The organism is Streptomyces sp. NPDC014801, from assembly GCF_043082085.1.
Classification (GTDB): domain Bacteria; phylum Actinomycetota; class Actinomycetes; order Streptomycetales; family Streptomycetaceae; genus Streptomyces.
This window is the reverse complement of record NZ_JBIBXG010000010.1, coordinates 374,913-396,250: the sequence shown is the minus strand read 5'-3', so window position 1 is coordinate 396,250 and position 21,338 is coordinate 374,913. Positions and strand designations below refer to the sequence as shown.

Below are 21,338 nucleotides of genomic sequence, written 5' to 3'. Positions count from 1 at the left end.
ATACTGAAAGCGAAGCCCCCTGGATAACTCCAGGGGGCTGAAAGCGAAGGTCGAGCTCAGTCACTCGTACTCGCGCAAAAGTTCTTCGATCTTGCGGTTGGCGATCTCCTGCCGTCCATCGATGCACTTGGCGTAGCGGCTCAGCAGGACCTCAACACTGTTGCCCGCACGTTCGGCCACCTCGGTGGGATCCACCCCGGAGTTGAGCCAGGTCGACAGGGCCGAGTGCCGAAGATCGTACGGCCGGGCGGCGAGCGGCGAGGCGACCACGGCCGGCGGGAGCGCCAGCGCACGGGCCTCCTGCCAGACGCGGTAGTACGTCGAGGAGCCGACCACTCCCCCGCGCTCGTTGGTGAACAGCCGCCCGTCGTCGGCGGTGCCAAAGGTGTCGAGGTGCTGCCGGAGGATGGCGACGAGGTGGGGCGGGATCGGTACGAGCCGGACTTCCTCCGCCGGTCGGTTCTTCAGGCCCCGGTCGTCGTGGGTCTCGCCGGAGTCCGTCCACTGCTTGCCGACACTGGGGCGCGTCCGGTTCAGCAGTGCCGTCCCCCAGCCGACTTCGGGCAGCTTCAGGTCTGCACTAGTGAGGCCGACGGCCTCAGCCGGGCGCAGAGCGCCGTAGTACATGCAGGCGAACAGGCCGACGAGCCGGCGACCACGCGCGCGGCCGTACCCGCCGACGTACGAGACCGCAGTCAGCAGGGAACGAGCCTGCTCAGGATTGGCGACCACCCGGGGGTCGACTTCCCCGGCAACCTTCGGCTTCTTCCAGCGGATGCCCGTGATCGGGTTCTCTTTGAACTCCCCGAGGTCTACCGCGTAGTGCATCGCGTTGACGAGTGTCCGACGCTTGCGCCGAACGGTCTCCGCGGCCGCCGCCGTCCCGTCGAGCTTCAGCTTGAGCGAGTCCAGGACGGCCCTGCCGATCGCGGCGTCACCGAGGTCCGAGAGCGGGCGCGACGCTTTGGCCACCCAGTGCAAGGTGTTCGCGATCTCGGTCGGCAATTCGCGCTCGTCCGGACCGGGAAGGACGAAGGCCCAGTTGCGGAGTGCCTTCCTGATCAGTTCCTCGGACGGCTGCCCAGGGCGATCGTCGAGAAGGGCCATCGTCACAGCGGTCAGGGCCTCATTGATCCCGTTGCGCGTGTTCGGCGCCGCGTGCGGCCACTTCATGGCCAGGTACTTCAGCGCGAAGGCGTACCAGGTCATCGAGGCCGCCTTCTCGACCATGGAGTCGGGTAGCCCTGTGATCGTGTCGAATTCTTCGCCGGCATGAGTGGCGCGGAGCAGCTTGGAACGATAGTGGTCCGCTAACCCTTTGGTACGGAACTGTTCGGAGAACACGGTTCCGGCGACAGTCCACCGGACGTCATACGAGGACTTCTTGGTATTCCTCTTCCGGACGCCCCACACCTTCACGTCGAGGGACTTCACGCAGCCGCCTCCAACTGCCGCAGCCAGGCAGTGAAGTCGCTCCGCCAGACTCGCAGCTCGCCGTTGGGGAGCTTGAACGCGGCCGGCCCCTGCCCCAGCTCACGCCAGCGGTAGAACGTCCGGCGAGAAACGCCGCCCAGCTCGTCCAGGACTTGGTGAACAGTCATCAGTTCGTCGCGACGGGTGTCCATGTCGGCTCTCCTTCCGTTCCGGGGGCGGGTTCGAGGGATGCGGCAAGCCAGGCTTCGGCGCGGGACAGGCCGGTACCGGCGAAGACCCAGTGAGCGAGGACGAGCGTGGTTTCGCCGTCCTGCGGGACGGGCGGCGAAGCTTGGGCCCGGCGCCAGTCGGCGCGGGCGTCGCGGAGGGCGCCGAGGGTGGTGGAGTAGCGGCGGGACTTGGTGGAGAAGTGGCCGCGGAAGCCGAGCATGTGGGCCCAGGCCCGCAGGCGGAGGTCTGCCAGCTTGGGGCGGGCGCCCAGGGACCAGGCGGTGCGGATCATGCGCCGGGCGTGTTCGGTGATCCGGGCTTGGGCCAGCTCGGCGAGGAAGCGGATCGGACGGTCCAGGGTGCCGGTCGCGGTCTCCGCACCCTTGGTGGCGTACTTGGCGATGTACGCTGCTACCGCCCGCTCACTCAGCTCCTGGCCGTCGTCGAAGTCGGCGGAGCGGATCGTGCGGACGTCGAGCTGTCGGCCGAAGACGAAGGTGTGGGCCCGCTCGTCGACCACCGGTCCGTCGACTCGCACGGTGGTGGCAGCAGCCCGGATGGCATCAGACAGCAGCTCGGCCGTGGCCCAGGCAGGAGGGGCGGAATCTCCGCCCTCCGGGCCGTCGAGGCGGATCACTGCGTGGAAGTGGACGGCGCCCCGCTTCTGGTACTCGGCCACCTTCGCGAAGGAGATCCGGGCGTGGTGCCGGAAGGCCCGCTGAGTGAGGCCCGCTCGCTTGGCGACCTCCCGACGGAGGTAGATCGAGAAACGCCGCCACAGGGCACCTGCGTGCGCGTTCCACAGCACGGCCGCTTCGTAGTCGTAGGACTCCGGATCGAGGGGCGTCCCGAGGACGGCGTCACCTTCCTCGTGCCGCACCCCGCAACGGCAGTTCCGGCCGCCGGAAGGACGGTTGTGGACCGGGCCGAAGCTGGGGGCGGTGAACGTGGCGAAGACGCGCGGGTGTGTGGCGACCCGTTCGGGCGTGCCCTTGCCTCCGCGCAATCCGGCGGTGATCAGGTGGTAGGTGTCGCGGCGGTAGGTCTCGGCGCAGGCCGCGCACCGGGTGGCGCGGCGGTTGTTGCAGCGGACGAGGAGCTGACCGGCGGGCAGGGCCGTCGAGTCCAGGTGGTGCAGGACGCGGCCGATCTCGCCGGTCGTCCGGTCCACCGCGTATGCGGTGCGGTGGCCGTCGAGACGGACGGGGCGGGTGCAGCCGCCCAGGCCGGACAGTTGGCGGCCCAGCTCGGGCAGGGTGCCGAGGGAGGCCAGCATGGAGAGTTCCGCCAGCGGAGGCGGAGTCTGCCGGGTGATGATGGGACTTCCTTTCGGCTGCTTCGACGGTCGGGAGGGACGGCCCCGGGGCGGCGGGATGCTTGGCGGCTTGTTGCGGCCCCGGCGGCCGGTCAGCGCCTGTGCGCGCTGCTGAGGAGGGAGCGCAGGACCACGGCGGCGATGGCCACGGACACGGCCGAGACGGCGACCGCCGCCAGGAGCGCGGTGAGCACGATCCCGACGACGACCACGGCGGCGACCGCTCCGACACCGACGCCCACGTACGGGGCGACCGGGCGGCCGGCCGAGGAGGCCGGAGCCTGTGCCTGCTGAGGTGTGACGGTTGTCGCCGGCGGAGTCGGGGCGTCGGGCAGCTTGGGGCGGAGCACGGTGGATCTCCTTGTCACTCGTGGGTGCCGTTGACGACACCGACCCCGGAGCGGGTGCCGGATTCGATGGCGGGGGCGAGGAAGGTGTGCGAGAGCCAGAAGCCGAACAGCGCGATGACGACGGCGGCCCAGAGCCGGACGCCGAGGAACTTGATCGCGGCCCAGGCGATGACGCCCAGGACGAAGACGAGCGGCAGCGAGACGGTCACAAAAGCTCCCTCAGCGGACGGCGCAGCGGTGGGTGCGGGCGGCCAGCTCGGCGGCGGCGCGACTGTCGTAGTCCGTGGCGAAGCCGCAGCGCGGAGCCGTGCAGGCGGCGGTGTGCTTCTCGCGGCCCTGGCCGTCGTAGTAAGTGGCGACCTGGACGGGGCCGATGCGGACGACGCGGCGGAAGCGGCGGTTGGCGGTCATCAACGGGTCTCCTTCGGGTCTTCGCCGGTGAAGTCGGTGACGTGCTCGGCCAGCCAGCGCAAGATCTCGTCGCCCTCGTAGCTGTCGGCGGCGAGGATCACGGGCTCGGCGATGAGCACGGCTTCGGTGAGGCGGTTCTGTCGGGTCAGCTCGGCGGCGCGTTGCAGCGCGCGGAGCGTGGACGGGCGCACGGTGGAGAGTCCTCCGGGTCAGGTGAGTCGGGTGACGATGGCTTCGGCCAGCGGCAGCGGGACGACGAGCCGGGCGCGAAGGGTCGAGGTGTCGATGGGCGTTCCGGTCCGGGCGCGGTGTTCGTCGGCGACCTTGCGCGCGAGCGCGACGAGCGCCGGCGGGACCGAGGGTGTGGAGGGCGGAGCCGGTTCGGGCTCGGCAGCGGGCAACTCGGCTGTAGAGGCGGGGGCTTTGGGCGCCGTGGGTTGCGGAGCCGACGCGCGCTCCGTTGTCGGGGCGTCTGCGGTCACTCCGTGGGCGAGGAGCGTGCCGCCGAGGAAGGCGACCGCGGGCCATCCGGCGACGAGGATGCGCAGCCAGGCCGGTACGGCGCCAAAGTCGAGCAGCCCGGCCGTGGCGACGTTGGCGCCGAGCGAGGCGGTCAGGGCGACGAGGAACCAGCACCACCCGGCCGCATTCGCCCCGCCGGAGCGAAGCCGCCGCCAGGCCGCCACCAGCAGCAGATCGACGGAGACCGGGTACGCCCACGCCTTCCATCCGTGCTGTCCGGCAGCCGAGGCCAGGTCGTGCAGGTGGGCGAAGGACAGTGCGGCGGCGATCACCGCTTGGACGAGTACGGCGTCGAGGCGGACGGGCAGGGCACGCACGGCGCGACTCCTTCCGGTTCCAGGCATGGAGGGGGTAGGGACGTGGCACGGGACGGCCGTGCCGGCCGTGGGCGGGTGCGCTTACTCGGTGACCGGGCGAGCCGTGGCCACGGGCCCGGACGCCTCCACCGGCAGCGGCGGGACGTACGGCCGGAAGGGGTCGAGCGCCGGTACGTCGGGAGCGAGGTGAGCCGTCGCGCGGCAGGTGGCCGCAGCGTCGGCGAGGGAGAGGTAGGGGGTACGGATGCGGGACCAGCCGCCGGAGGTGTCGCCGACGACGGCCAGGCCGGGCAGCTCGGGGGCGATGGCGCAGGCCGCGAGGACGGCCTCAGGGGCGATGTCGCCGAGCGCCATCTTCGCCGAGGCTTCATCGTTGACTCGGTGGCAGACGCGGCCGGTGAGCTGAGCGCGGAGCATGGTCGCGCCCTTGCCCAGCTCGGCGCCGAAGCGCTGCCCGCACACTTCCAGGTAGATGCCAGCGGCCCGGCCGAGCTGGGCGAGGCGGATGAGCTGGGTGACCATCTCGTCCCGCCGTTCCTCCTCCTTCCGCGTGGCGACGAGGAAGAGTTCCGCCACCTCATCGATGAAGAGCACGATCGGAGCGGGACGCTCGTCCTCCGGCAGTCCCCAGACATCCGAGGTGATCAGCTCTTCCGGGGTGCCGGGCGCGATGCCCTGCCGGGCCTTGATCAGGTCGTACCGGTCCTCCATTTCCTTCACGAGCGCGGGAAGCAGCTCGGCCGCCTGGTCCGGGTCGGTCGCCAGGGCGGAGAGCCGCGGCGCGAAGGGCGCCAGCTCGACCCCGCGCTTGCAGTCGATGCCGACCAGGACCACCGGCTGAGCAGCAAGCCGGGTCAGCAGGTTCCGCAGGTACATGGACTTGCCCGAGAGCGTGGCACCGAGCACCAGCTCATGGGGCACGGTCCGGTAGTCCCGTACAAACGCGGTCGCGTCTTCCCGTAACGCCACCGGGACTTGAAGCGGGCCGCTGTCGAGGCGACGGGGCATCCGTACCTTCCGCAGCACATCGAAGCCGACGAGCCGCAGTTCGACGACGCCCGGCTTGACGTCCCGCACGTGGACGGCGTGGACACCCCAGGCATGCCGGAGACGTTCGGCCGAAGCCGCCACGTCCGCCGGTTCCTGGCCCGGAGCCAGCCGCAGCCGCATACGCAGACCGGTCGTGGTGGGCCGGATCATGCCCCGACGAGGAGGTACCGGCCGGACCTCACGGCGGGTGGTCGCCCGGACGGCCAGCGCCCGCCACCGGGCCGGCGGCACGGTCAGGCCGCAGGCGTCCATGGTCGAGGAGTACGAGGCCAGCAGCCGGGCCACCGAGAGCGGCAGCCCGACCGTGGGCCAGTACGCCGCCGGGTGGGCGTGCCGGGCGTAGGCGGCGCCGCCTATCGCAGCGAGCGGACCGCCCAGCTCGGCCAACGTCACCAGGTCCGTCACGGTGATCAGCCCGCCTGAGCCATCGGGAAGGCCCCCGGGGCAACGGCGGTCGCCCGGTAGGCGATGCCGTGCCGCTCCTGGCCGTTGAAGACGCTCTGCCACGGCCGCGCCACCAGGCCCGGCAGCGAGACCGGAGCACCGACCGTCAGTCCCTCGGTCACGCCGCTTTCCGGGACGGTGACCTGGATCAGTGACGACTCGCCCTCGTCGATGTAGACGACGCCGACGGTCATCAGCGCCTCACCAGTCACCGCATCCTTTGCGATCTCGCCGGTCTGCCGGTCCCGAACCTTCGGCGCCGGCGCTTCGGTGAGCAGGATCGTGGCGGTTGAGGCGTCAACGCGGATCACACGCACAGGGATTGCTCCTTCTGAGAGGTGATCAACCTGCCAGCCTGACAAGTTGACTTAGCAAGTTCGAAGCTAGGGATGCCAGGTTGACTTGTCAAGTTGCTAATCGTGGGAGTTTTGCCCAGAGGCGGCATCAGCTCAGGCGGTAGGTGTCCTCAAGCTCCTGCCGGTCAGCCGGGAGGAGCACGTCAGAGACCTGCAAGGCCCGGCCGGAGGCGTCACAGGCGACGACCAGGATGCTCAGCACGGGAACGCCGTCCGGCAGATCCAGCAGCTCGGCCTCACGCGCTTCGGGCATCCGAGCGGAGACCCTCTCGGTCACATGGTCGAAGCGGACTTTCTTCCGCGCTTCGAGGTGTTCGCGGGTACTCCCGCTCAAAGGTTCGTCGGCCCCCAGCTCAGTGCCCTCGGCCAGGCCGGCAGGAAAGTACGACGAGACCAACTCGACAGCTTCGCCGTCCTCTTCGATCAGAAAGCGGCGCAGGAGGACTTCGGCCTTCTTCGGCAAGCCGAGCGCTGAGGCGACCCGAGCAGGAACAGGCACGTGCCTGACGTCGATCAGACGGCCCGCGCCATGCGACTCGTCGCGCTCCAGCGCCTCACGCCCCCGCCGATCCTTCTGTTCGACCACTTCCGGGCGGACCCGGACAATCGTGCCGTACCCCTGCCGGGACTCGAGCCAGCCATCCCGCTTCAGCAGCTCCAGCGCTCGCACGACAGTCGGGCGGGACATGCCGAAGGCTTGCACCAGCTGGTTCTCACTCGGCACACGACTGCCCGGCGCATACGTGCCGTCCTCGATGCGACGCTGGAGCGTCTGCGCGAGGCGCACGTACTTCGGTGGCTCCACTTCATACGCCATGAACGCCGCCCGTCGGGATTGGCCAAGTCAACTGGTCAACCAGACTAACGACAGTTTCCAGTCCGCAGTAGGAGGGGTGGGCTATCCCGTCACGCCGGCCAGGCATCGGCCACCACGAAGGAGACGACCGTTCCGCCGAAGTGGCTGGGCCCGGAGTGCCAGGAGTCGGCGATGGAGTCGACCAGAAGCAGACCCCGTCCGTGCGCGTCGTTGGCTTCCGGGTGCCGCAGTCGCACGTTCGCCGGAAAACCCGGGTTGTGCACCTCGATGCGGAGCGAGGTGGCCTCGCGGAACCACTCGACCCGCACAAGCCAGGGTTCATCCGACTTCCCGTAGCGGATGGCGTTGGTCACCAGCTCCGAGATCAACAGCGCGCAGTCGTCGATTGAGCAGGCTGGGTTGTACGGAGCGATGAACTTCCGGAACCAGCGTCGCGCGCGGGGTACGGACTCCGGCTCGGGATGCAGGGTCATCGCTCCGAGCCGCGGTGAGTCCTCGCAGGGGTAACGGTCGATCGTGTAGGCCATGCGTGCTCACTCCTTGCCGCTGCCGTCGCAATCGAGGCAGCGCCGCTTCGACGTGGCACGGCTGCGGTCATTGGCCGTGGAGAGCGCCAGCACCGTTCGGGAGCCGACGCGCTTCCACCCACGCCCCCGACACCCCCGGCAAGCTAATCCCGCCTCCTGCACCGGCCGCCGACGCGTCACGTCGTGCCCCCTTCCCATACAAGTGGCCTTAGCCACTTCGTGGATAGTGGCATTGGCCACTTGGGAGTGCAAGCGGTTCGCCGGAACTGGCGAGTCGTCAGGTGAGGGGGTAGCCCTGCTCGAACGCCCAGCGGTGCGGCGGATAGGTGGCTTCGGCGAACTCCAGAGGCCGGTCCTGGAGGTCGAAGACGACGTGATGGACGATGAGGACCGCGGACCCAGGCGCCAACCGCAGGTCAGCCGCTTCCTCGTCCGTGGCAGCCCGAGCACACATGCGGTCTTCCGCATAGCTGCCTTGGCGCCCCGTCATCTCCTCGACATACATGAGCGTCCCTTGCTGGATACGGTCGGGTTCTAGGAGCTTGGGCGCGCGCTGACCGATCTCCGGGGCAAACCACGAGGTGGACAGGGTGATCGGGCCGTCCTGATTGTTCGTCACGCGCCGGCGGTGCACGGCTCGACGATTCTTCACCAGGCCCAAAGCCTCAGCGACGTGGTCCGGAGCCTCCAGCCAACCGGCCGAGGTGATCACCGCATACTCCCCGGGCGTGTAGATCTTCCCGGTCTGCCGGGCACGCCCGTACAACTCGCGTGCACGTCGGTTCACTTCAAGGCTGCGCACGTACGTCCCCGAGCCCTGGCGCTTCTCGACGAGGCCCTGATGACTCAGCGCCTCCAGTGACCGCGCGGCCGTGGGCCGGGACACCTTCCAGTCCGCGGCGAGTTGCCGTTCCGAGGGAACCTCGTCCCCCGGTCGCAGGTCACCCCGAAGGATCTGGTCACGGATGTAGTGGGCGATCTGGAGATACTTCGGTTGAGCCTCTTCGATCTGCGGCATCTCCCCTCCCTTCCTCGTCCAAGTGGCTATGGCCTTTAGCCACTATAGGGTGAGTGGCCAACCTGTGAACCCGTAGTCTGAAGGCATGACGCGGTTGATCGTCGCAGCAGGAGGAGGGGGCGACGCAGTCGCCGCCGCAATGCTTCACGCCGCCCTTTACGGCGACGAGGACCAGGCGGTGATCCTCACTTACTCCTGGGACCGCCTCGTGATTGACCCGCAACCGGGCCCGCGGCGACCCGCCGACTTCACCGGCCTGGAACATCTCACCCCGTCCGTCTGGGCGATGTCGGCGCAAGCCCGCCCAATCGCACCCGCAGGCTCCACACTCCCCCGACTTGCGGCGGAGCTCCCTCACACCTTCGCACTGCTCGACCCCTACCAGGGGGCAGAGGGCCTCACCCGCCAACTAGAAGACCTCGTGAGCCACCTGGAGCCCGAGTCGATCGACCTCCTGGACGTGGGCGGAGACATACTCGCGCGAGGCGACGAGCCAACGTTGAAGAGCCCACTCGCCGACGCCCTCACGCTGGCAGCGTGCTGCCAGGTGAACGCACCCGTGCGGCTCCTAGTGGCGGGCCCTGGTCTGGACGGCGAACTTCCGCCGGAAGGCCTACGTGACGTGCTAGGCCCCGTCGTCCGCACGTTGACCGCAAGCGACGCAGAGGTGATCAGCGCAGTCCTGGAGTGGCACCCGTCCGAGGCGACCGCGCTCCTCGCAGCGGCGGCACGAGGCGTGCGAGGCACATGCGAGATCCGGGACGCAGGGCTCCCCGTACCGCTCACGGATGACAGCCCAACTGTGCACGAGGTCGACCTGGACGACGCCGTGAGCCGCAACCAGCTGGCCCGAGCCGTCATAACGACCGCCAGCCTGGACGAGGCCGAGGCCCACAGCCGTGAGATCTGTGGTTACTCGGAGATCGACTACGAGCGCAACAAGGCCCTGTGGCTCATGGAGCAGCAGCCGGCCAAGCTGGAACCGGCCGCGGTCTGGGCCCAGCTCGACCCGTTCGAGAGCGAAGCCCGAGCCCGCGGAGTCACCCACACGACCTTCCGCCGGCTCACCGAGGCACTGGGACTACCCGGCAGTCAGCGTGAAAACCTGCGTGCCCTACTTATCGAGAAGAGGCCGCATCAGTACGCGGCGCCTCTATGGGAGCTGTCAGCAGTCGAGGGCGAGCAGCAGGCGCAATGAGTGTCTTCAGAAGCGATCCCAGTCTGGAGGCACGGGACGTCACCGGCGCCGGCGATGAAGCCGATGTGGCCCTGAATCTGGTCACCGGCAACATCAGACTGTCGATCCTCTGGACGCAAGAGATCCAGCTGTCCGCCGACGACGCCGAGCAGGTGGCCAAGGCCCTTCAGCGAGCCGCGGCGGAGTCCCGAAGCATGGCGAGAGCCAAAGCCTCTGGAGCTGCAGAGGACCAACCAGGCCCAGCAGCCTGAGTTACAACTTTCTTCACGGGTTTCAAGGCGGCTCGCTCCGCTCACCGCGCGCGGCCCGGCCCCCGGCCGGGCCTGCGCTCCTGCCTCCGTCCCGCTCCAGCCCGGCCGGCGCCCGTGCCGCGCTCACGGCAGTCAGCCGCCTGATGCCAGAGAAGGGGTACGTCGTGGCTGGGGCGGTCGGCTCCACGGCTTTACGGAGCCACTTTGGCGCGAGCCTCGAAGATCATGGCCCCAACGTCGTGCTTTACCGGGCAGGTCCACAGACTGCCCGACGCGCCGAAAGCTTACGGGGCCATGATCCCTCGCGCCAAAGCAGCGCCACCCCAAAGCCGCTCCGCCGCCCTACTGGTGTCCCTCACTGCCGCGATCGACTGTCCGACGGCGGCCAAGCCCCTGAGCGTCACGCACTATCGGCATCCCAGGCCGGAACCCGACGCTATCGTTGAGGCGCCCGACTTGGGCATCGCAAACGGTGACAACACTGTCACCCAATGGCACTTTTTAGGATGGACGCCGCAGGATGGACAGGTCACACGTACACCTCGCCGCGGGATTGCGATCAGGCTCCGATCTCGACGCAGGCAAGGAGGTGGCGTAGTAGTGGCTCTCAAGAAGTCGGACCTGTACAGCTCGCTCTGGCGGAGCTGCGACGAGCTGCGCGGCGGCATGGACGCCAGTCAGTACAAGGACTACATCCTGACGCTGCTGTTCGTGAAGTACGTGACGGATAAGGCCAAGTCCGACCCGAACTCCTTGATCGACGTCCCCGCCGGCGGATCCTTCGATGACATGGTCGCCCTCAAGGGCGATAAGGAGATCGGCGACAAGATCAACAAGATCATCGGCAAGCTCGCCGAGGCCAACGGTCTTGAGAAGGTCATCGATCTGGCCGACTTCAACGACGAGGAGAAGCTCGGCAAGGGCAAGGAGATGCAGGATCGCCTCTCCAAGCTGGTGACGATCTTCGCTGATCTGGACTTCCAAGGTAGCCGCGCTGAGGGCGACGACCTACTTGGCGACGCCTACGAGTACCTGATGCGGCACTTCGCAACGGAGTCGGGCAAGTCGAAGGGCCAGTTCTACACCCCGGCCGAGGTCTCGCGGGTACTCGCCAAGGTCGTCGGTATCGGAGCAGGCACCCGGCAGGATCACACGGTCTACGACCCCACGTGCGGATCCGGCTCGTTGCTCCTCAAGGTGGCTGACGAGGCCCCACGTGGCCTCACCATCTACGGCCAGGAGAAGGACAACGCCACTTGGGCGCTGGCCCAGATGAACATGATCCTCCACGGCTACGAGGACCGTGACATCCGCAAGGGTGACACGATTACTAGCCCACAGTTCACGCAGGGCACACGGCTACAGACCTTCGACTTCGCCGTTGCCAACCCACCGTTCTCGATCAAGTCGTGGAGTAACGGCCTGGAGTACGACTACGGCCGCTTCGAGTACGGCCGGCCGCCGGAGAAGAACGGCGACTACGCCTTCCTGCTGCACATCCTCAAGTCACTCAAAAGCAACGGCAAGGCAGCAGTCATCCTGCCCCACGGTGTGCTGTTCCGCGGCCATGCCGAGGCGAGCATTCGCAAGGAGCTGCTGCGCCGCGGCTACATCAAAGGCATCATCGGCCTGCCCGCGAACCTCTTTTACGGAACGGGCATTCCGGCCTGCATCATCGTTCTCGACAAGGAGAATGCCCAGGCGCGAACTGGCGTCTTCATGATCGACGCTTCCAAGGGTTTCATGAAGGACGGCAACAAGAACCGCCTCCGGAGCCAGGACATCCACAAAATCGTCGACGTCTTCAACAAGCAGACCGAGATCGAGCGTTATTCGCGTATGGTGCCACTCCACGAGATCGCCGACTCGAAGAACGACTACAACCTCAACATCCCGCGGTACATCGACTCCTCCGAACCGGAGGATATCCAGGACCTTCACGCCCACCTTCACGGCGGAATCCCCGACCGGGACCTGGACGCACTCAACGGGTACTGGGAGGCGTTCCCAAGCCTTCGTGCCACGCTCATGAAGCCGAACCGCCCCGGCTACAGCGACCTGGCTGTCGGCGTGCCTGAGGTACAACAGGCCATCCTGGACTCCGACGAGTTCCAGAAGTTCGCTATGGACATCCGCAGCCAAGTTGACGACTGGTTCACCTCCCATCGGCCAGCCCTGGAAGCGCTAAACCCGGACACCGTCCCCAAGGAGCTGATCGCTCAGATCAGCGACGATCTGCTGGCCCGGTTCAAGAACACCCCTCTGCTCGACGAGTATGACGTCTACGAGCAACTCATGACTTATTGGCACGGCGTCATGCACGACGACGTCTTCCTCGTCATGAACGATGGGTGGTGCGAAGCGGCGAAGCCCCGAAAGACGATCGAGGACAAGGAGCGCAAGCTCTCAGAGACGCCAGACCTCGTCATTGGCTCCGGGCGCAGCGCCACCAAGTACAAGATGGACCTCATTCCGCCAGCGCTTATCGTGGCTCGTTACTTTTCGGATGAGCAGGCCAAGGTGCACTCGCTACACGTGGCAGCTGAGGAAGCAAGCCGTGCTGTCGAGGAGTACACCGAAGAGCATGCTGTCGAGGACGGCCTGCTTGCCGAGGCTATGGATGACGAAAAGATCTCCAAGGCCCTCGCTTCGACGCGGCTCAAGGTGGCCAAGCATAAGGGAGCTGACGCGGAAGAGATCAAAGCGCTGCAACACCTGATCAAGCTGTACAACGAAGAGGCTGTCGCCAAGAAAGCAGCCAAGGAAGCCCAGGCCGCCCTCGATCTTGCGACCCTGAAGAAGTACGGCGACCTTACCGAACCTGAGGTCAAGCGGCTCGTGCTTGATGACAAGTGGCATGCAACGGTCACGAGCCGCGTGGCGTCTGAGGTTGAATCGCTCACGCTCGCACTCGTCCGCCGTATCAAGGAATTGGGCGAGCGCTACGCGGAGACGGTGGAGATGCTCGGAAAAGAGCTCGAGAAGCTCGAAACCAGAGTATTCAAACATTTGGTAGACATGGGAGTGGAGTGATGGTTATCGGCAGCACGCAATCCATGCCAACGCGACCGCTCAGTACTGTCGTCGCTTCTATCGCGTCAGGCAAAACGACTCGTAGGGATGATAACGGTCGATACCCGCTCTACGGATCCACAGGGCAAATCGGCAGGACGAATCAAGTAGAGTTTGCCGGCCCATCGATCCTCGTGGCGCGCGTTGGCGCAAACGCTGGCTCTGTCTACCGGGTCGATGGCCATTATGGGGTGACTGATAACACACTCGTGATCCGGCCTGAAGCCGGCCAGAGTGTAGAATTCCTGACTGAGTTTCTGCGACACGCGAATCTGAACCGGATGGTGTATGGATCAGGCCAGCCCTTGATCACAGGCACCATGTTGAAGAGTCTCCGCATCCCGGATCTACCGCCTGCAGATCAACGACGAATTGCGATCGCACTGAGGGAAGCTAACGATCTTATCGCCGCTCTCGAGCGGATGATCGCCAAAAAACAGGCGGTCAAGCGAGGTATGTTGCAGCAACTTCTAACCGGCAAGACCACTCTCCGAGGATCACTGGCGTCCGAAGGCGACGCTGCGCTCGGGGCGATTACGACCTGGTTGTCGGGAGGAACACCCGACCGGAATAACCCCACTTACTGGGGTGGAACGATCCCGTGGATCAGTGCAGCAACCCTCAAGCGCTCCCGCGTGCATGATTCCGATCAACATCTCACAGAGGCTGGGGTACGAGCAGGAAGCAAGCTCGCTCCGGCCGGTGCGACTCTCGTGCTAGTGCGCGGTATGTCCTTGCATCGCGAGGTGCGCATCGGGATGGCAACTCGACAGGTCAGCTTCAACCAAGATGTCAAGGCACTAATCCCTAAGCCTGGAGTTCTGCCCGAGTACCTCGTGTACGCACTGCAGGCCCGGAGTGCCCAAATACTCGATCTGGTGTCGTCGGCTGGGAGCGGAACTGGCGTGCTCGATACCCAACTACTACAGCGGCTGCCTATCTGGGTTCCCGACGAGACCACCCAACGCGAAATTATCGCGGCAATTGAAGCAGTTGACCGTAACGTTGAGGCGCTTGACCGGTTGCTCGCCAAGATGCAGGCGACTAAGCACGGCATGACTCAACAGCTCATGACCGGTCGTAGCCGCCTCCTCGCGAAGGAGGGCGTGGCATGAGTAACGTCGGCCAGCCCGAGCGCAAGACTCAAGACCGCGTCATCGAGCTGTTCCAAGAGTCGTTGGGCTACGAGTACCTCGGCAACTGGGAGTACCGCGCAGCAAACTCCAATGTCGAGGTGGAGCTACTCACGCAAAACCTCCGCGCCCGGGGCTACGACGACAATCTCATCAACAAGGCGGTCGACAAGCTGAAGAGCGACGCTTCGCTCGGTGGTGGTCGCGATCTGTACGAGGCGAACCGAGACGTCTACGGCCTACTTCGGTACGGGGTGAAGGTTAAGCCCGGCATCGGTGAGCAGACGGAGACGGTGTGGCTTGTCGACTGGGCATATCCCGAGGCCAACCACTTTGCCCTGGCTGAGGAAGTAACAGTGCTCGGGCAGCACACCAAACGCCCGGACATCGTGCTCTATGTCAACGGCATCGCCTTCGGCACGATCGAGCTCAAGCGCTCGAAGGTCGCGGTCTCTGAAGGTATTCGGCAGACCATCGGAAACCAGCGGCCCGAGTTCATCCGTCCGTTCTTCACGACGGTGCAGCTCGTCATGGCCGGCAACGACGTCGAAGGGCTGCGCTACAGCGCTATCGATACGCCGGAGAAGTATTGGCTTGCATGGCGGGAGTCGTCCAACATCGCCGATCCTCTCGACCGGTCTTTGACCCAACTCTGCTCAAAGCGGCGTCTGCTTGAGCTCGTTCATGACTTCATGGTCTTCGACGCAGGGCAGAAGAAGACGTGTCGGCATAACCAGTACTTCGGCGTCAAGGCAGCTCAGGAGCGCATTGCCAAACGCGAGGGCGGCATTATCTGGCACACCCAGGGCTCCGGCAAGTCGCTTACGATGGTGTGGCTGGCCAAGTGGATCCGCGAGAATCAGCCGGACGCCCGCGTGCTCCTCATCACTGACCGGACCGAACTGGATGATCAGATTGAGAAGGTCTTCCAGGGAGTCAACGAGTCCATCTACCGCACCAAGAGCGGTGGTGACCTCCTCGCCACATTGAACGTGAGTGAGGAGTGGCTGGTCTGCTCGCTGGTCCATAAGTTCCGCGGCTCGGAAGACGAGGCCGCCCTCGATGAGGCTGAGAACGAGTTCATTCGTGAGCTGAAAGCGACGGTTCCCAAAGACTTCCATGCCAAGGGCAATATCTTTGTCTTCGTCGACGAGGCCCACCGTACGCAGTCGGGCAAGATGCACGACGCCATGAAGGCACTCATGCCGGGCGCCATGTTCATCGGCTTCACCGGCACGCCGCTACTCAAGGAGGACAAAGCCACTACCGAAGAGAGGTTTGGCAGCTTTATCCACACCTATCAGTTCGACGAGGGCGTGGCCGATGGAGTTGTCCTGGACCTGCGCTATGAGGCGCGCAACATCGACCAGGACCTGACCTCGCCGGCAAAGGTCGACCAGTGGTTTGAGGCCAAGACGCGCGGCATGACGGACCTCTCCCGTGCTGAGCTCAAGAAGCGCTGGGGCACCATGCAGAAGGTTGTTAGCTCGGAGCCGCGTGCCCGGCAGATAGTCAATGACATCCTGCTCGACATGGAGATCAAGCCGCGTCTCTCCGACGGCCGTGGTAATGCCATCCTCGTCAGTCAGAGCATCTACCAGGCGTGCAAGTTCTACGATCTGTTCACCCAAGCGGGGTTCAAGGGCAAGTGCGCCATCATCACGTCGTACACACCGCAGGCCAGCGACATTTCCAAGGAGGATTCTGGCCATGGCGCCACCGAGCGGCTGCGCCAGTACGAGATCTACCGGCAGATGCTCGCGGACCACTTCAATGAGCCTGCCGACAAGGCAATGGGCAAAGTCGAGCAGTTCGAGAGAGAGGTCAAGGAACGATTCATCAACGACCCGGGCCAGATGCGGCTGCTCATCGTTGTCGATAAGCTCTTGACCGGCTTCGACGCTCCCAGCGCGACGTACCTGTACATCGACAAGAAAATGCAGGATCACGGCCTGTTTCAGGCAATCTGCCGGGTGAACCGCCTTGATGGCGAGGACAAGGACTACGGCTACATCGTCGACTACCGAGACTTGTTCAACTCCCTTGAGTCCGCGATCACGGACTACACCGGTGGCGCCCTCCAAGGCTACGAGAAGAAAGACATCGAGGGGCTGCTGTCAGACCGGATCGACAAGGCCCGTGACGACCTCGATGAGGCCCTAGAGAAGATCCGGGCACTCTGTGAGCCGGTCGCACCGCCGAAGGATACCCTCCAGTACCAGCAGTACTTCTGCGCCCACGAGCAGGGCAACGCCGAGCAGCTCAAGGCCAACGAACCAAAGCGGGTTGAGCTATATAAGGCTGTCGCGGCCGTTACCCGAGCGTACGGCAATCTCGCCAACGAAATGGAAGCCGCTGACTACAGCGACGCCGAGGCTGCAGCGATCAAGGATGAGATCGCCCACTACGCCAACGTGCGCGACGAGGTGAAACTCGGTGCTGGCGAGAATGTCGACTTCAAACAGTACGAGGCCGGCATGCGGCACTTACTCGACACATACATCAGCGCCAGCCCCTCCGAGGTGGTCTCCGATTTCCAGGAAACCGGGCTGATCCAGCTGATAGTTGAGATGGGGGCTGGCGCGCTCGACAAGCTTCCCTCGGGTATCAAGAAGGACCCCGAAGCTATGGCGGAGACAATCACCAACAACATGCGTAAGGTGATCATCGATGAGCGCCCGATGAACCCGAAATACTACGACAAGATGTCGGAACTACTCAACGCCATACTCGAGGAACGACGGCAGGGCGCTCTGGACTACAAGGAGTACCTCGAGAAGCTTCTGGAGCACGCGTCCAACCTCGGTAAGGGCGAATCGGACACCGAGTACCCGGTATGGGCCGACAACGGTGCCCGCCGTGCCCTGATCGACTTCTTCGATCAGGCGCCGGAGCTGGCCGCGGTGGTGGATACCACCATCCTCCACATCAAGCCCGACTCATGGGTAGGTAACGCCATGAAGGAGAAGAAGGTCAGACGCGCGCTCGCTCAAGCATTGCCCGCCGACTTCGACCGGCTCGATGAACTGCTTGAACTGCTAAAGGCACGTCATGAGTACCGCTAGTGCCTATCTCACCGTCAGTGGCATCGGCATCGACGTCATCTACAAGAACATCAAGAACCTGCACATCGGTGTCTACCCACCCCTTGGGCGCGTTCGGGTAGCTGCGCCGCACCAGCTCGACGATGAGCAGGTGCGGCTCGCCGTGATCCAACGCCTGTCGTGGATCAAAGAGCAGCGTGAGCAACTTCGATCAGCCGCACGCCAGTCCACGCGAGAGATGGTCACGGGCGAGTCTCACTACGTGTGGGGCGTTCGCCGCCGGATGAAGGTCGTTGAACGCCCCGGGCGCGCCCACTTCGAACTCGACGGTGAGCGGCTGCTGCTGTACGTCCCAGCCGGCACAACAGCAGAACGGCGCCGGGAGCTGCTCGATCGTTGGTACCGAGAGCAGCTTCGACACGTGATCCCGGACCTGATCACCAAGTGGGAACCAATCCTCGAAGTGTCGGTTCCGCAATGGAACATCAAGCGCATGAAGACCAAGTGGGGCTCATGTAACCGTGAGACCGGACACGTCTGGTTCAACGTCGAGCTCGCCAAGAAGCCCCCGGCCTGCCTGGAGTACATCGTCGTCCATGAGATGGTGCACTACCTGGAACGCCATCACGACGACCGTTTCACCAAGCTCATGGACAGGTTCATGCCAAACTGGCGTAGCCTTCGTGACCAGTTGAACAATGCACCGCTCGCGGAGGAGCAGTGGCCCTGAACCGCTGGAATACACGTCCCTTGCAAGGCTGCTATACCCCTCCCCCAGGACACCAACTCTAGGTGCCGCAGCTAGCGGTGAAGCACCGACACTCTCTGTCGGACTCGCAGCATCCACGGACCCCGGTGGACTATCCGTGGACCGCGCGGCCTCCTTCTGGGCGCTCCTAGGCTGCCACCAGCGAATTCGCTCGATCTGCCAACGGCCTCCGGAACCGTGTGCGCATTTTCGGCAGTGACCCGCTGATCAGGGCCTGACGTGTCGGAGGGGTGCGCTTGGATGGGCGGGTGTCCGTTCTTGATGTTGCTCGGGGGCTGCCGGACATAGGTGTGCTTCGGGAGCACTGTCGTTCCATGGCTGTGGTGGAGGCTGTTCTGCGTCCTGGGTGGGGGGATCGGTACCACTCCTTTCACGACCGGTGGTCCGCGACCGAGTCGGTGGCCTCTATGCGGAACGGGTCGGGTGACGAGTACTCGATTGTTTTCTCGGGTGCCGGCGCCTACGTCCGGGGGTTCGCTCATGAGTCGCCTATGAGTCCCTATGTGGAGGACGGGCCGTGGCCTGGGGTGCTTGATGACGTTCCTGACGTCTTCCGGCGGTACGTTGAGGAACCGGCGTTCTCGGATGAGGACGGGATGCCTGTCGTCACTGCCTGTCTGTGGAGAGAGACCGGTGACGACTGTTGGAGGGCGGGGGTCATCGACTTTCCTGATGAGGCGTCGGGCGATCCGGACGGTGCCTGGGGCCTCTTCCAGCTGTTGGTCGATCGGTCGCCGGACGCGTTTCAGCGGTGGGCCGAGGACTATTACCAGGTTCCGGTCGACCTGGACGCCGTTCGTCACGTCTTCTCCTCGCGTCCTCTGACCGACGCGGTGGTCCAGGCGTTGAACTCGGACATTGTCCTGACAGATCTTGCAAATGATCTTGCGGCAATCGGTTATCCGGTGGGCTGAAGTCTGGGCGGTTCAGAGAGCAGCGGCTCAGCCTCCGGCCCACCGCAGCGTCCGGTGTTCCTCGGTCGGGATGTGGAAGGGGGTACTCCTCTGGGGGGTGGGCACCTGGGGGGTCATGATGCTGGCTCGGTCTTTGCCTGACAGTGCCACCGAGTGGTGGATGTTCCTCGGGATCCTTGTTCTGTACGTCTTCAGCCGATGGGTTTTCGCCTGGCAGCAGGCTCGGCGTGAGGGGGATCCGCATCCGGTGCGGGCCGCGGTCGCCGAGGAGGACGACCAGGGGGCGGTCGACGCCGCGGTGCGGGGTGGGTTTCGGTCCTACCGGCAGTTCTTCGGGTTCGTCGGTGGGGCCGTGGTCGTCGTGCTGGTGGCCGTACTGACCGACGGGCGGGTTCGGTTGGCGTTGTTGTGGACCGTCGTTCCTCTGCTGGTTGTCGCCTTGGCTTGTCTCGACTTCCGGCAGGCTCGGAAAGCGCGGGCGCGTTCCTGAGGTCGGTTCGGGGGGCCACGCCTCTCTGGGTCCGGCATGATCCTTCCGTGTGCTCCGTTTCGGGCCTTTCCGATCTCTGGGTTCGTGGTGTTGCCGCCAACTCCGGTGCTCCTTCGGATGTTCTGCTGCGGTTGCTGCAGCCGCAGGGGCGTGTGGCCTGGCAGGTGTTGTGTCAGGAGCGGGGGCTTCCGGGGGATGTCGTCGACGCCGTCGTGGTGCATCCGGAGCGGGCGGTTCGGCGGTTCTTCGCTCGTAATCGTCATGTGGGGGCGGTACAGCGGAGTCGGCTGGTCGACGACCGGGACGGGTTCGTCCGTGTCGGCCTTGCCGCCGGGCCGCGGCCGCGGGTGGGGAGGGTCGAGGCGCTGCCCGACGACGTCGTCGAGCGGCTGCTGACCGGGCGGGGACCCGTCGGTGGTGACGCCTCGGTCACGGTGGAGGAGATCAGGCAGGAGTTGGTGTCCTCCGGGCAGATCTCCCCTTTCTTCCTGCGGCGGATGTGGGCTCATCCGGATCCGCTTGTGCGGGGGTTTGCGGCAGCGCGGTGGTTGTGGCTCGGTGATGAGGAACGTGACGCCCTGCTCTCCGATCCCGTTCCCGCGGTACGCGATGCCGCGCGCCGGCACAGCCGGGTCCTGGATCCCGTGGCCATGGAGGCCGAGCTGCCCGAGCACAGCTGCCACCATCGGACCTTGCTGCTCGGCAACTACGCCGTCTCCTGTGCCGTGGCCGAGGCGTGCCTCGACCGTGGGCGGGACCTTCTGTCCCTGGCCACCAACCCCTTCACTCCGCCGGATGTCGTCGCCCGCCTCGCCCGGCAGGCCGATCCCCGCGTGCGGGAGCGGGTGGCCGGGCGGGCCGACGTCGGTCCCGTCCTGCTTCAGGCGCTCGCCGAGGATCCCGACGACAGGGTGCGGACGCGGGCGCGGGTCCAGCCGGCGTCGCGTACCTGGGCCCAGTGCCGGGCCGTCGACCGTGTCTACGGGCAAGCCGCCGAGGACATCGGGGTGGTCGGCGAGATGGTGGTGGAGCCGGACGGCGAGTGGTACCAGGCCTGTGCGCTGTCCGGGCTACCGCTGCTCCGTCGTGTCGCCGCGACCTGGCATCGGCTGCCTGTGTCCTTGGTGCGGCGTCTTGCGGACGATGCCGATCCGCAGGTGCGGCATCTGCTCGCCCTCAACCACCCGCTCGCGCCGCCCGACGCCCTTCTCGACGCGTTCGTCCAGATGTCACGGCAGCGGGCCTGTCTGCTGACCCTGGACCGTCTTCCCCGCACCGGGTTGCGGCAGCTGCTCGGGCACGCGGATCCCGGGGTGCGGGCGCTGGCCGCCGGCGATCCCGCGCTGCGTCCGCCGCCCGTCGCCCTGCTCCATGACGCCGATGCCGGTGTGCGTCGTGCCGCGGCGGCCCATCCCGCGCTGTCCGGTGAGGTCGTCGAGGCGTTGCTCTGGGATGCCTCGACCGCGGAGGGGGCCGCGGCCAATCCGGGGCTGGGCGCCGGGCGCCTGCATCGGTTGCTCGACCGTGCCGGGCTGCCGTCGTCGTAGGCGGGTGGGTCGGAGGGCGCGGTGTCCCGGCCTGCGTGTGACCGGGGGCACGCGGATCGGGGCGGTGTCCCGGCCTCCGTGTGACCGGGGGCACGCGGGTCGACTGGGGTTCCTACGGCTGCTGGTGGAGTGAGCGGGGGCACATGGGG

The 21,338-nt window shown here is 65.8% G+C and carries 22 protein-coding genes; 9 read left to right on the top strand and 13 right to left on the bottom strand.

The annotated features are described in order from the left end of the window. Nucleotides 1–60: 60 nt before the first annotated feature. From ACF1AL_RS25665 to ACF1AL_RS25605, 13 genes are all read right to left on the bottom strand, one after another. On the bottom strand, nt 61–1,434 hold the full coding sequence (locus tag ACF1AL_RS25665) for a tyrosine-type recombinase/integrase (RefSeq protein ID WP_391827546.1): 1,374 nt from the start codon (nt 1,432–1,434) through the stop codon (nt 61–63). Then, nucleotides 1,431–1,625: a helix-turn-helix domain-containing protein gene (locus ACF1AL_RS25660; protein WP_316745322.1), complete on the bottom strand. Its 195-nt coding sequence runs from the start codon at nt 1,623–1,625 to the stop codon at nt 1,431–1,433. The genes ACF1AL_RS25665 and ACF1AL_RS25660 overlap by 4 nt, the downstream gene beginning before the upstream one ends. Further along, nucleotides 1,601–2,920: a replication initiator gene (locus tag ACF1AL_RS25655; RefSeq protein ID WP_391827544.1), complete on the bottom strand. Its 1,320-nt coding sequence runs from the start codon at nt 2,918–2,920 to the stop codon at nt 1,601–1,603. The genes ACF1AL_RS25660 and ACF1AL_RS25655 overlap by 25 nt, the downstream gene beginning before the upstream one ends. Before the next feature lie 131 nt (nt 2,921–3,051). Continuing rightward, nucleotides 3,052–3,309: a SpdD protein gene (locus ACF1AL_RS25650; protein WP_391827543.1), complete on the bottom strand. Its 258-nt coding sequence runs from the start codon at nt 3,307–3,309 to the stop codon at nt 3,052–3,054. 14 nt (nt 3,310–3,323) lie between these two features. Then, nucleotides 3,324–3,518 carry a hypothetical protein gene (locus ACF1AL_RS25645; RefSeq protein ID WP_391827542.1) on the bottom strand — a complete coding sequence of 65 codons (195 nt, stop codon included), beginning with the start codon at nt 3,516–3,518 and terminating at the stop codon, nt 3,324–3,326. A 10-nt stretch (nt 3,519–3,528) separates the two neighbouring features. Then, nucleotides 3,529–3,720 (bottom strand): mobile element transfer protein, encoded by a 192-nt coding sequence (locus ACF1AL_RS25640; protein ID WP_391827541.1) that lies wholly within the window; start codon nt 3,718–3,720, stop codon nt 3,529–3,531. After that, on the bottom strand, nt 3,720–3,911 hold the full coding sequence (locus ACF1AL_RS25635) for a hypothetical protein (protein ID WP_112467184.1): 192 nt from the start codon (nt 3,909–3,911) through the stop codon (nt 3,720–3,722). The genes ACF1AL_RS25640 and ACF1AL_RS25635 overlap by 1 nt, the downstream gene beginning before the upstream one ends. Nucleotides 3,912–3,929: 18 nt before the next feature. After that, entirely contained in the window at nt 3,930–4,559 is a 630-nt protein-coding gene (locus tag ACF1AL_RS25630; protein ID WP_391827538.1) for a DUF2637 domain-containing protein, read from the bottom strand. Nucleotides 4,560–4,640: 81 nt separating this feature from the next. Next, on the bottom strand, nt 4,641–6,014 hold the full coding sequence (locus ACF1AL_RS25625) for an FtsK/SpoIIIE domain-containing protein (RefSeq protein WP_391827536.1): 1,374 nt from the start codon (nt 6,012–6,014) through the stop codon (nt 4,641–4,643). 5 nt (nt 6,015–6,019) lie between these two features. Then, nucleotides 6,020–6,370 carry a hypothetical protein gene (locus tag ACF1AL_RS25620; protein WP_046418575.1) on the bottom strand — a complete coding sequence of 117 codons (351 nt, stop codon included), beginning with the start codon at nt 6,368–6,370 and terminating at the stop codon, nt 6,020–6,022. A 127-nt stretch (nt 6,371–6,497) separates the two neighbouring features. Beyond that, nucleotides 6,498–7,226, bottom strand: a complete 729-nt coding sequence (locus ACF1AL_RS25615; protein WP_391827533.1) for a GntR family transcriptional regulator — start codon at nt 7,224–7,226, stop codon at nt 6,498–6,500. A gap of 89 nt (nt 7,227–7,315) precedes the next feature. Continuing rightward, the gene (locus ACF1AL_RS25610) at nt 7,316–7,753 is read right to left on the bottom strand and encodes an ATP-binding protein (RefSeq protein WP_391827531.1); all 438 of its coding nucleotides are present in this window, start codon (nt 7,751–7,753) and stop codon (nt 7,316–7,318) included. Between the two features lie 277 nt (nt 7,754–8,030). After that, entirely contained in the window at nt 8,031–8,771 is a 741-nt protein-coding gene (locus tag ACF1AL_RS25605; RefSeq protein ID WP_391827529.1) for a GntR family transcriptional regulator, read from the bottom strand. Between the two features lie 85 nt (nt 8,772–8,856). Here ACF1AL_RS25605 and ACF1AL_RS25600 point away from each other — a divergent pair, with 85 nt between their 5' ends. From ACF1AL_RS25600 to ACF1AL_RS25560, 9 genes are all read left to right on the top strand, one after another. After that, nucleotides 8,857–9,969, top strand: a complete 1,113-nt coding sequence (locus tag ACF1AL_RS25600) for a DUF1152 domain-containing protein (RefSeq protein ID WP_391827527.1) — start codon at nt 8,857–8,859, stop codon at nt 9,967–9,969. Further along, nucleotides 9,966–10,220 (top strand): hypothetical protein, encoded by a 255-nt coding sequence (locus ACF1AL_RS25595; protein ID WP_391827525.1) that lies wholly within the window; start codon nt 9,966–9,968, stop codon nt 10,218–10,220. The genes ACF1AL_RS25600 and ACF1AL_RS25595 overlap by 4 nt, the downstream gene beginning before the upstream one ends. 600 nt (nt 10,221–10,820) lie before the next feature. Then, a complete protein-coding gene (locus ACF1AL_RS25590) occupies nt 10,821–13,253 on the top strand; it encodes a type I restriction-modification system subunit M (RefSeq protein ID WP_391827523.1) in 2,433 nt (810 codons plus the stop codon). After that, complete coding sequence (locus ACF1AL_RS25585) at nt 13,253–14,407, top strand: restriction endonuclease subunit S (protein WP_391827521.1); 1,155 nt, start codon at nt 13,253–13,255, stop codon at nt 14,405–14,407. Before ACF1AL_RS25590 ends, ACF1AL_RS25585 begins: the two co-directional genes overlap by 1 nt. Continuing rightward, nucleotides 14,404–17,490, top strand: coding sequence for a type I restriction endonuclease subunit R (locus ACF1AL_RS25580; protein ID WP_391827519.1), 3,087 nt, complete (start codon nt 14,404–14,406; stop codon nt 17,488–17,490). Before ACF1AL_RS25585 ends, ACF1AL_RS25580 begins: the two co-directional genes overlap by 4 nt. Beyond that, nucleotides 17,477–18,199, top strand: a complete 723-nt coding sequence (locus ACF1AL_RS25575; RefSeq protein WP_391827517.1) for a M48 family metallopeptidase — start codon at nt 17,477–17,479, stop codon at nt 18,197–18,199. Before ACF1AL_RS25580 ends, ACF1AL_RS25575 begins: the two co-directional genes overlap by 14 nt. A gap of 287 nt (nt 18,200–18,486) precedes the next feature. After that, nucleotides 18,487–19,152 carry a hypothetical protein gene (locus ACF1AL_RS25570; protein ID WP_391827515.1) on the top strand — a complete coding sequence of 222 codons (666 nt, stop codon included), beginning with the start codon at nt 18,487–18,489 and terminating at the stop codon, nt 19,150–19,152. A 160-nt stretch (nt 19,153–19,312) separates the two neighbouring features. Further along, nucleotides 19,313–19,642: a hypothetical protein gene (locus ACF1AL_RS25565; protein WP_391827513.1), complete on the top strand. Its 330-nt coding sequence runs from the start codon at nt 19,313–19,315 to the stop codon at nt 19,640–19,642. 47 nt (nt 19,643–19,689) lie between these two features. Further along, nucleotides 19,690–21,189: a hypothetical protein gene (locus ACF1AL_RS25560; protein ID WP_391827511.1), complete on the top strand. Its 1,500-nt coding sequence runs from the start codon at nt 19,690–19,692 to the stop codon at nt 21,187–21,189. The last annotated feature ends 149 nt before the right edge of the window (nt 21,190–21,338 follow it).

Coding starts and splice junctions, on each gene's coding strand:
- ACF1AL_RS25640 (WP_391827541.1), bottom strand. CDS start 3,720: ATGACCGCCAACCGCCGCTTCCGCCGCGTCGTCCGCATCGGCCCCGTC.
- ACF1AL_RS25565 (WP_391827513.1), top strand. CDS start 19,313: ATGTTCCTCGGGATCCTTGTTCTGTACGTCTTCAGCCGATGGGTTTTC.
- ACF1AL_RS25615 (WP_391827533.1), bottom strand. CDS start 7,226: ATGGCGTATGAAGTGGAGCCACCGAAGTACGTGCGCCTCGCGCAGACG.
- ACF1AL_RS25660 (WP_316745322.1), bottom strand. CDS start 1,625: ATGGACACCCGTCGCGACGAACTGATGACTGTTCACCAAGTCCTGGAC.
- ACF1AL_RS25605 (WP_391827529.1), bottom strand. CDS start 8,771: ATGCCGCAGATCGAAGAGGCTCAACCGAAGTATCTCCAGATCGCCCAC.
- ACF1AL_RS25595 (WP_391827525.1), top strand. CDS start 9,966: ATGAGTGTCTTCAGAAGCGATCCCAGTCTGGAGGCACGGGACGTCACC.
- ACF1AL_RS25610 (WP_391827531.1), bottom strand. CDS start 7,753: ATGGCCTACACGATCGACCGTTACCCCTGCGAGGACTCACCGCGGCTC.
- ACF1AL_RS25580 (WP_391827519.1), top strand. CDS start 14,404: ATGAGTAACGTCGGCCAGCCCGAGCGCAAGACTCAAGACCGCGTCATC.
- ACF1AL_RS25575 (WP_391827517.1), top strand. CDS start 17,477: ATGAGTACCGCTAGTGCCTATCTCACCGTCAGTGGCATCGGCATCGAC.
- ACF1AL_RS25655 (WP_391827544.1), bottom strand. CDS start 2,920: ATGCTGGCCTCCCTCGGCACCCTGCCCGAGCTGGGCCGCCAACTGTCC.
- ACF1AL_RS25600 (WP_391827527.1), top strand. CDS start 8,857: ATGACGCGGTTGATCGTCGCAGCAGGAGGAGGGGGCGACGCAGTCGCC.
- ACF1AL_RS25585 (WP_391827521.1), top strand. CDS start 13,253: ATGGTTATCGGCAGCACGCAATCCATGCCAACGCGACCGCTCAGTACT.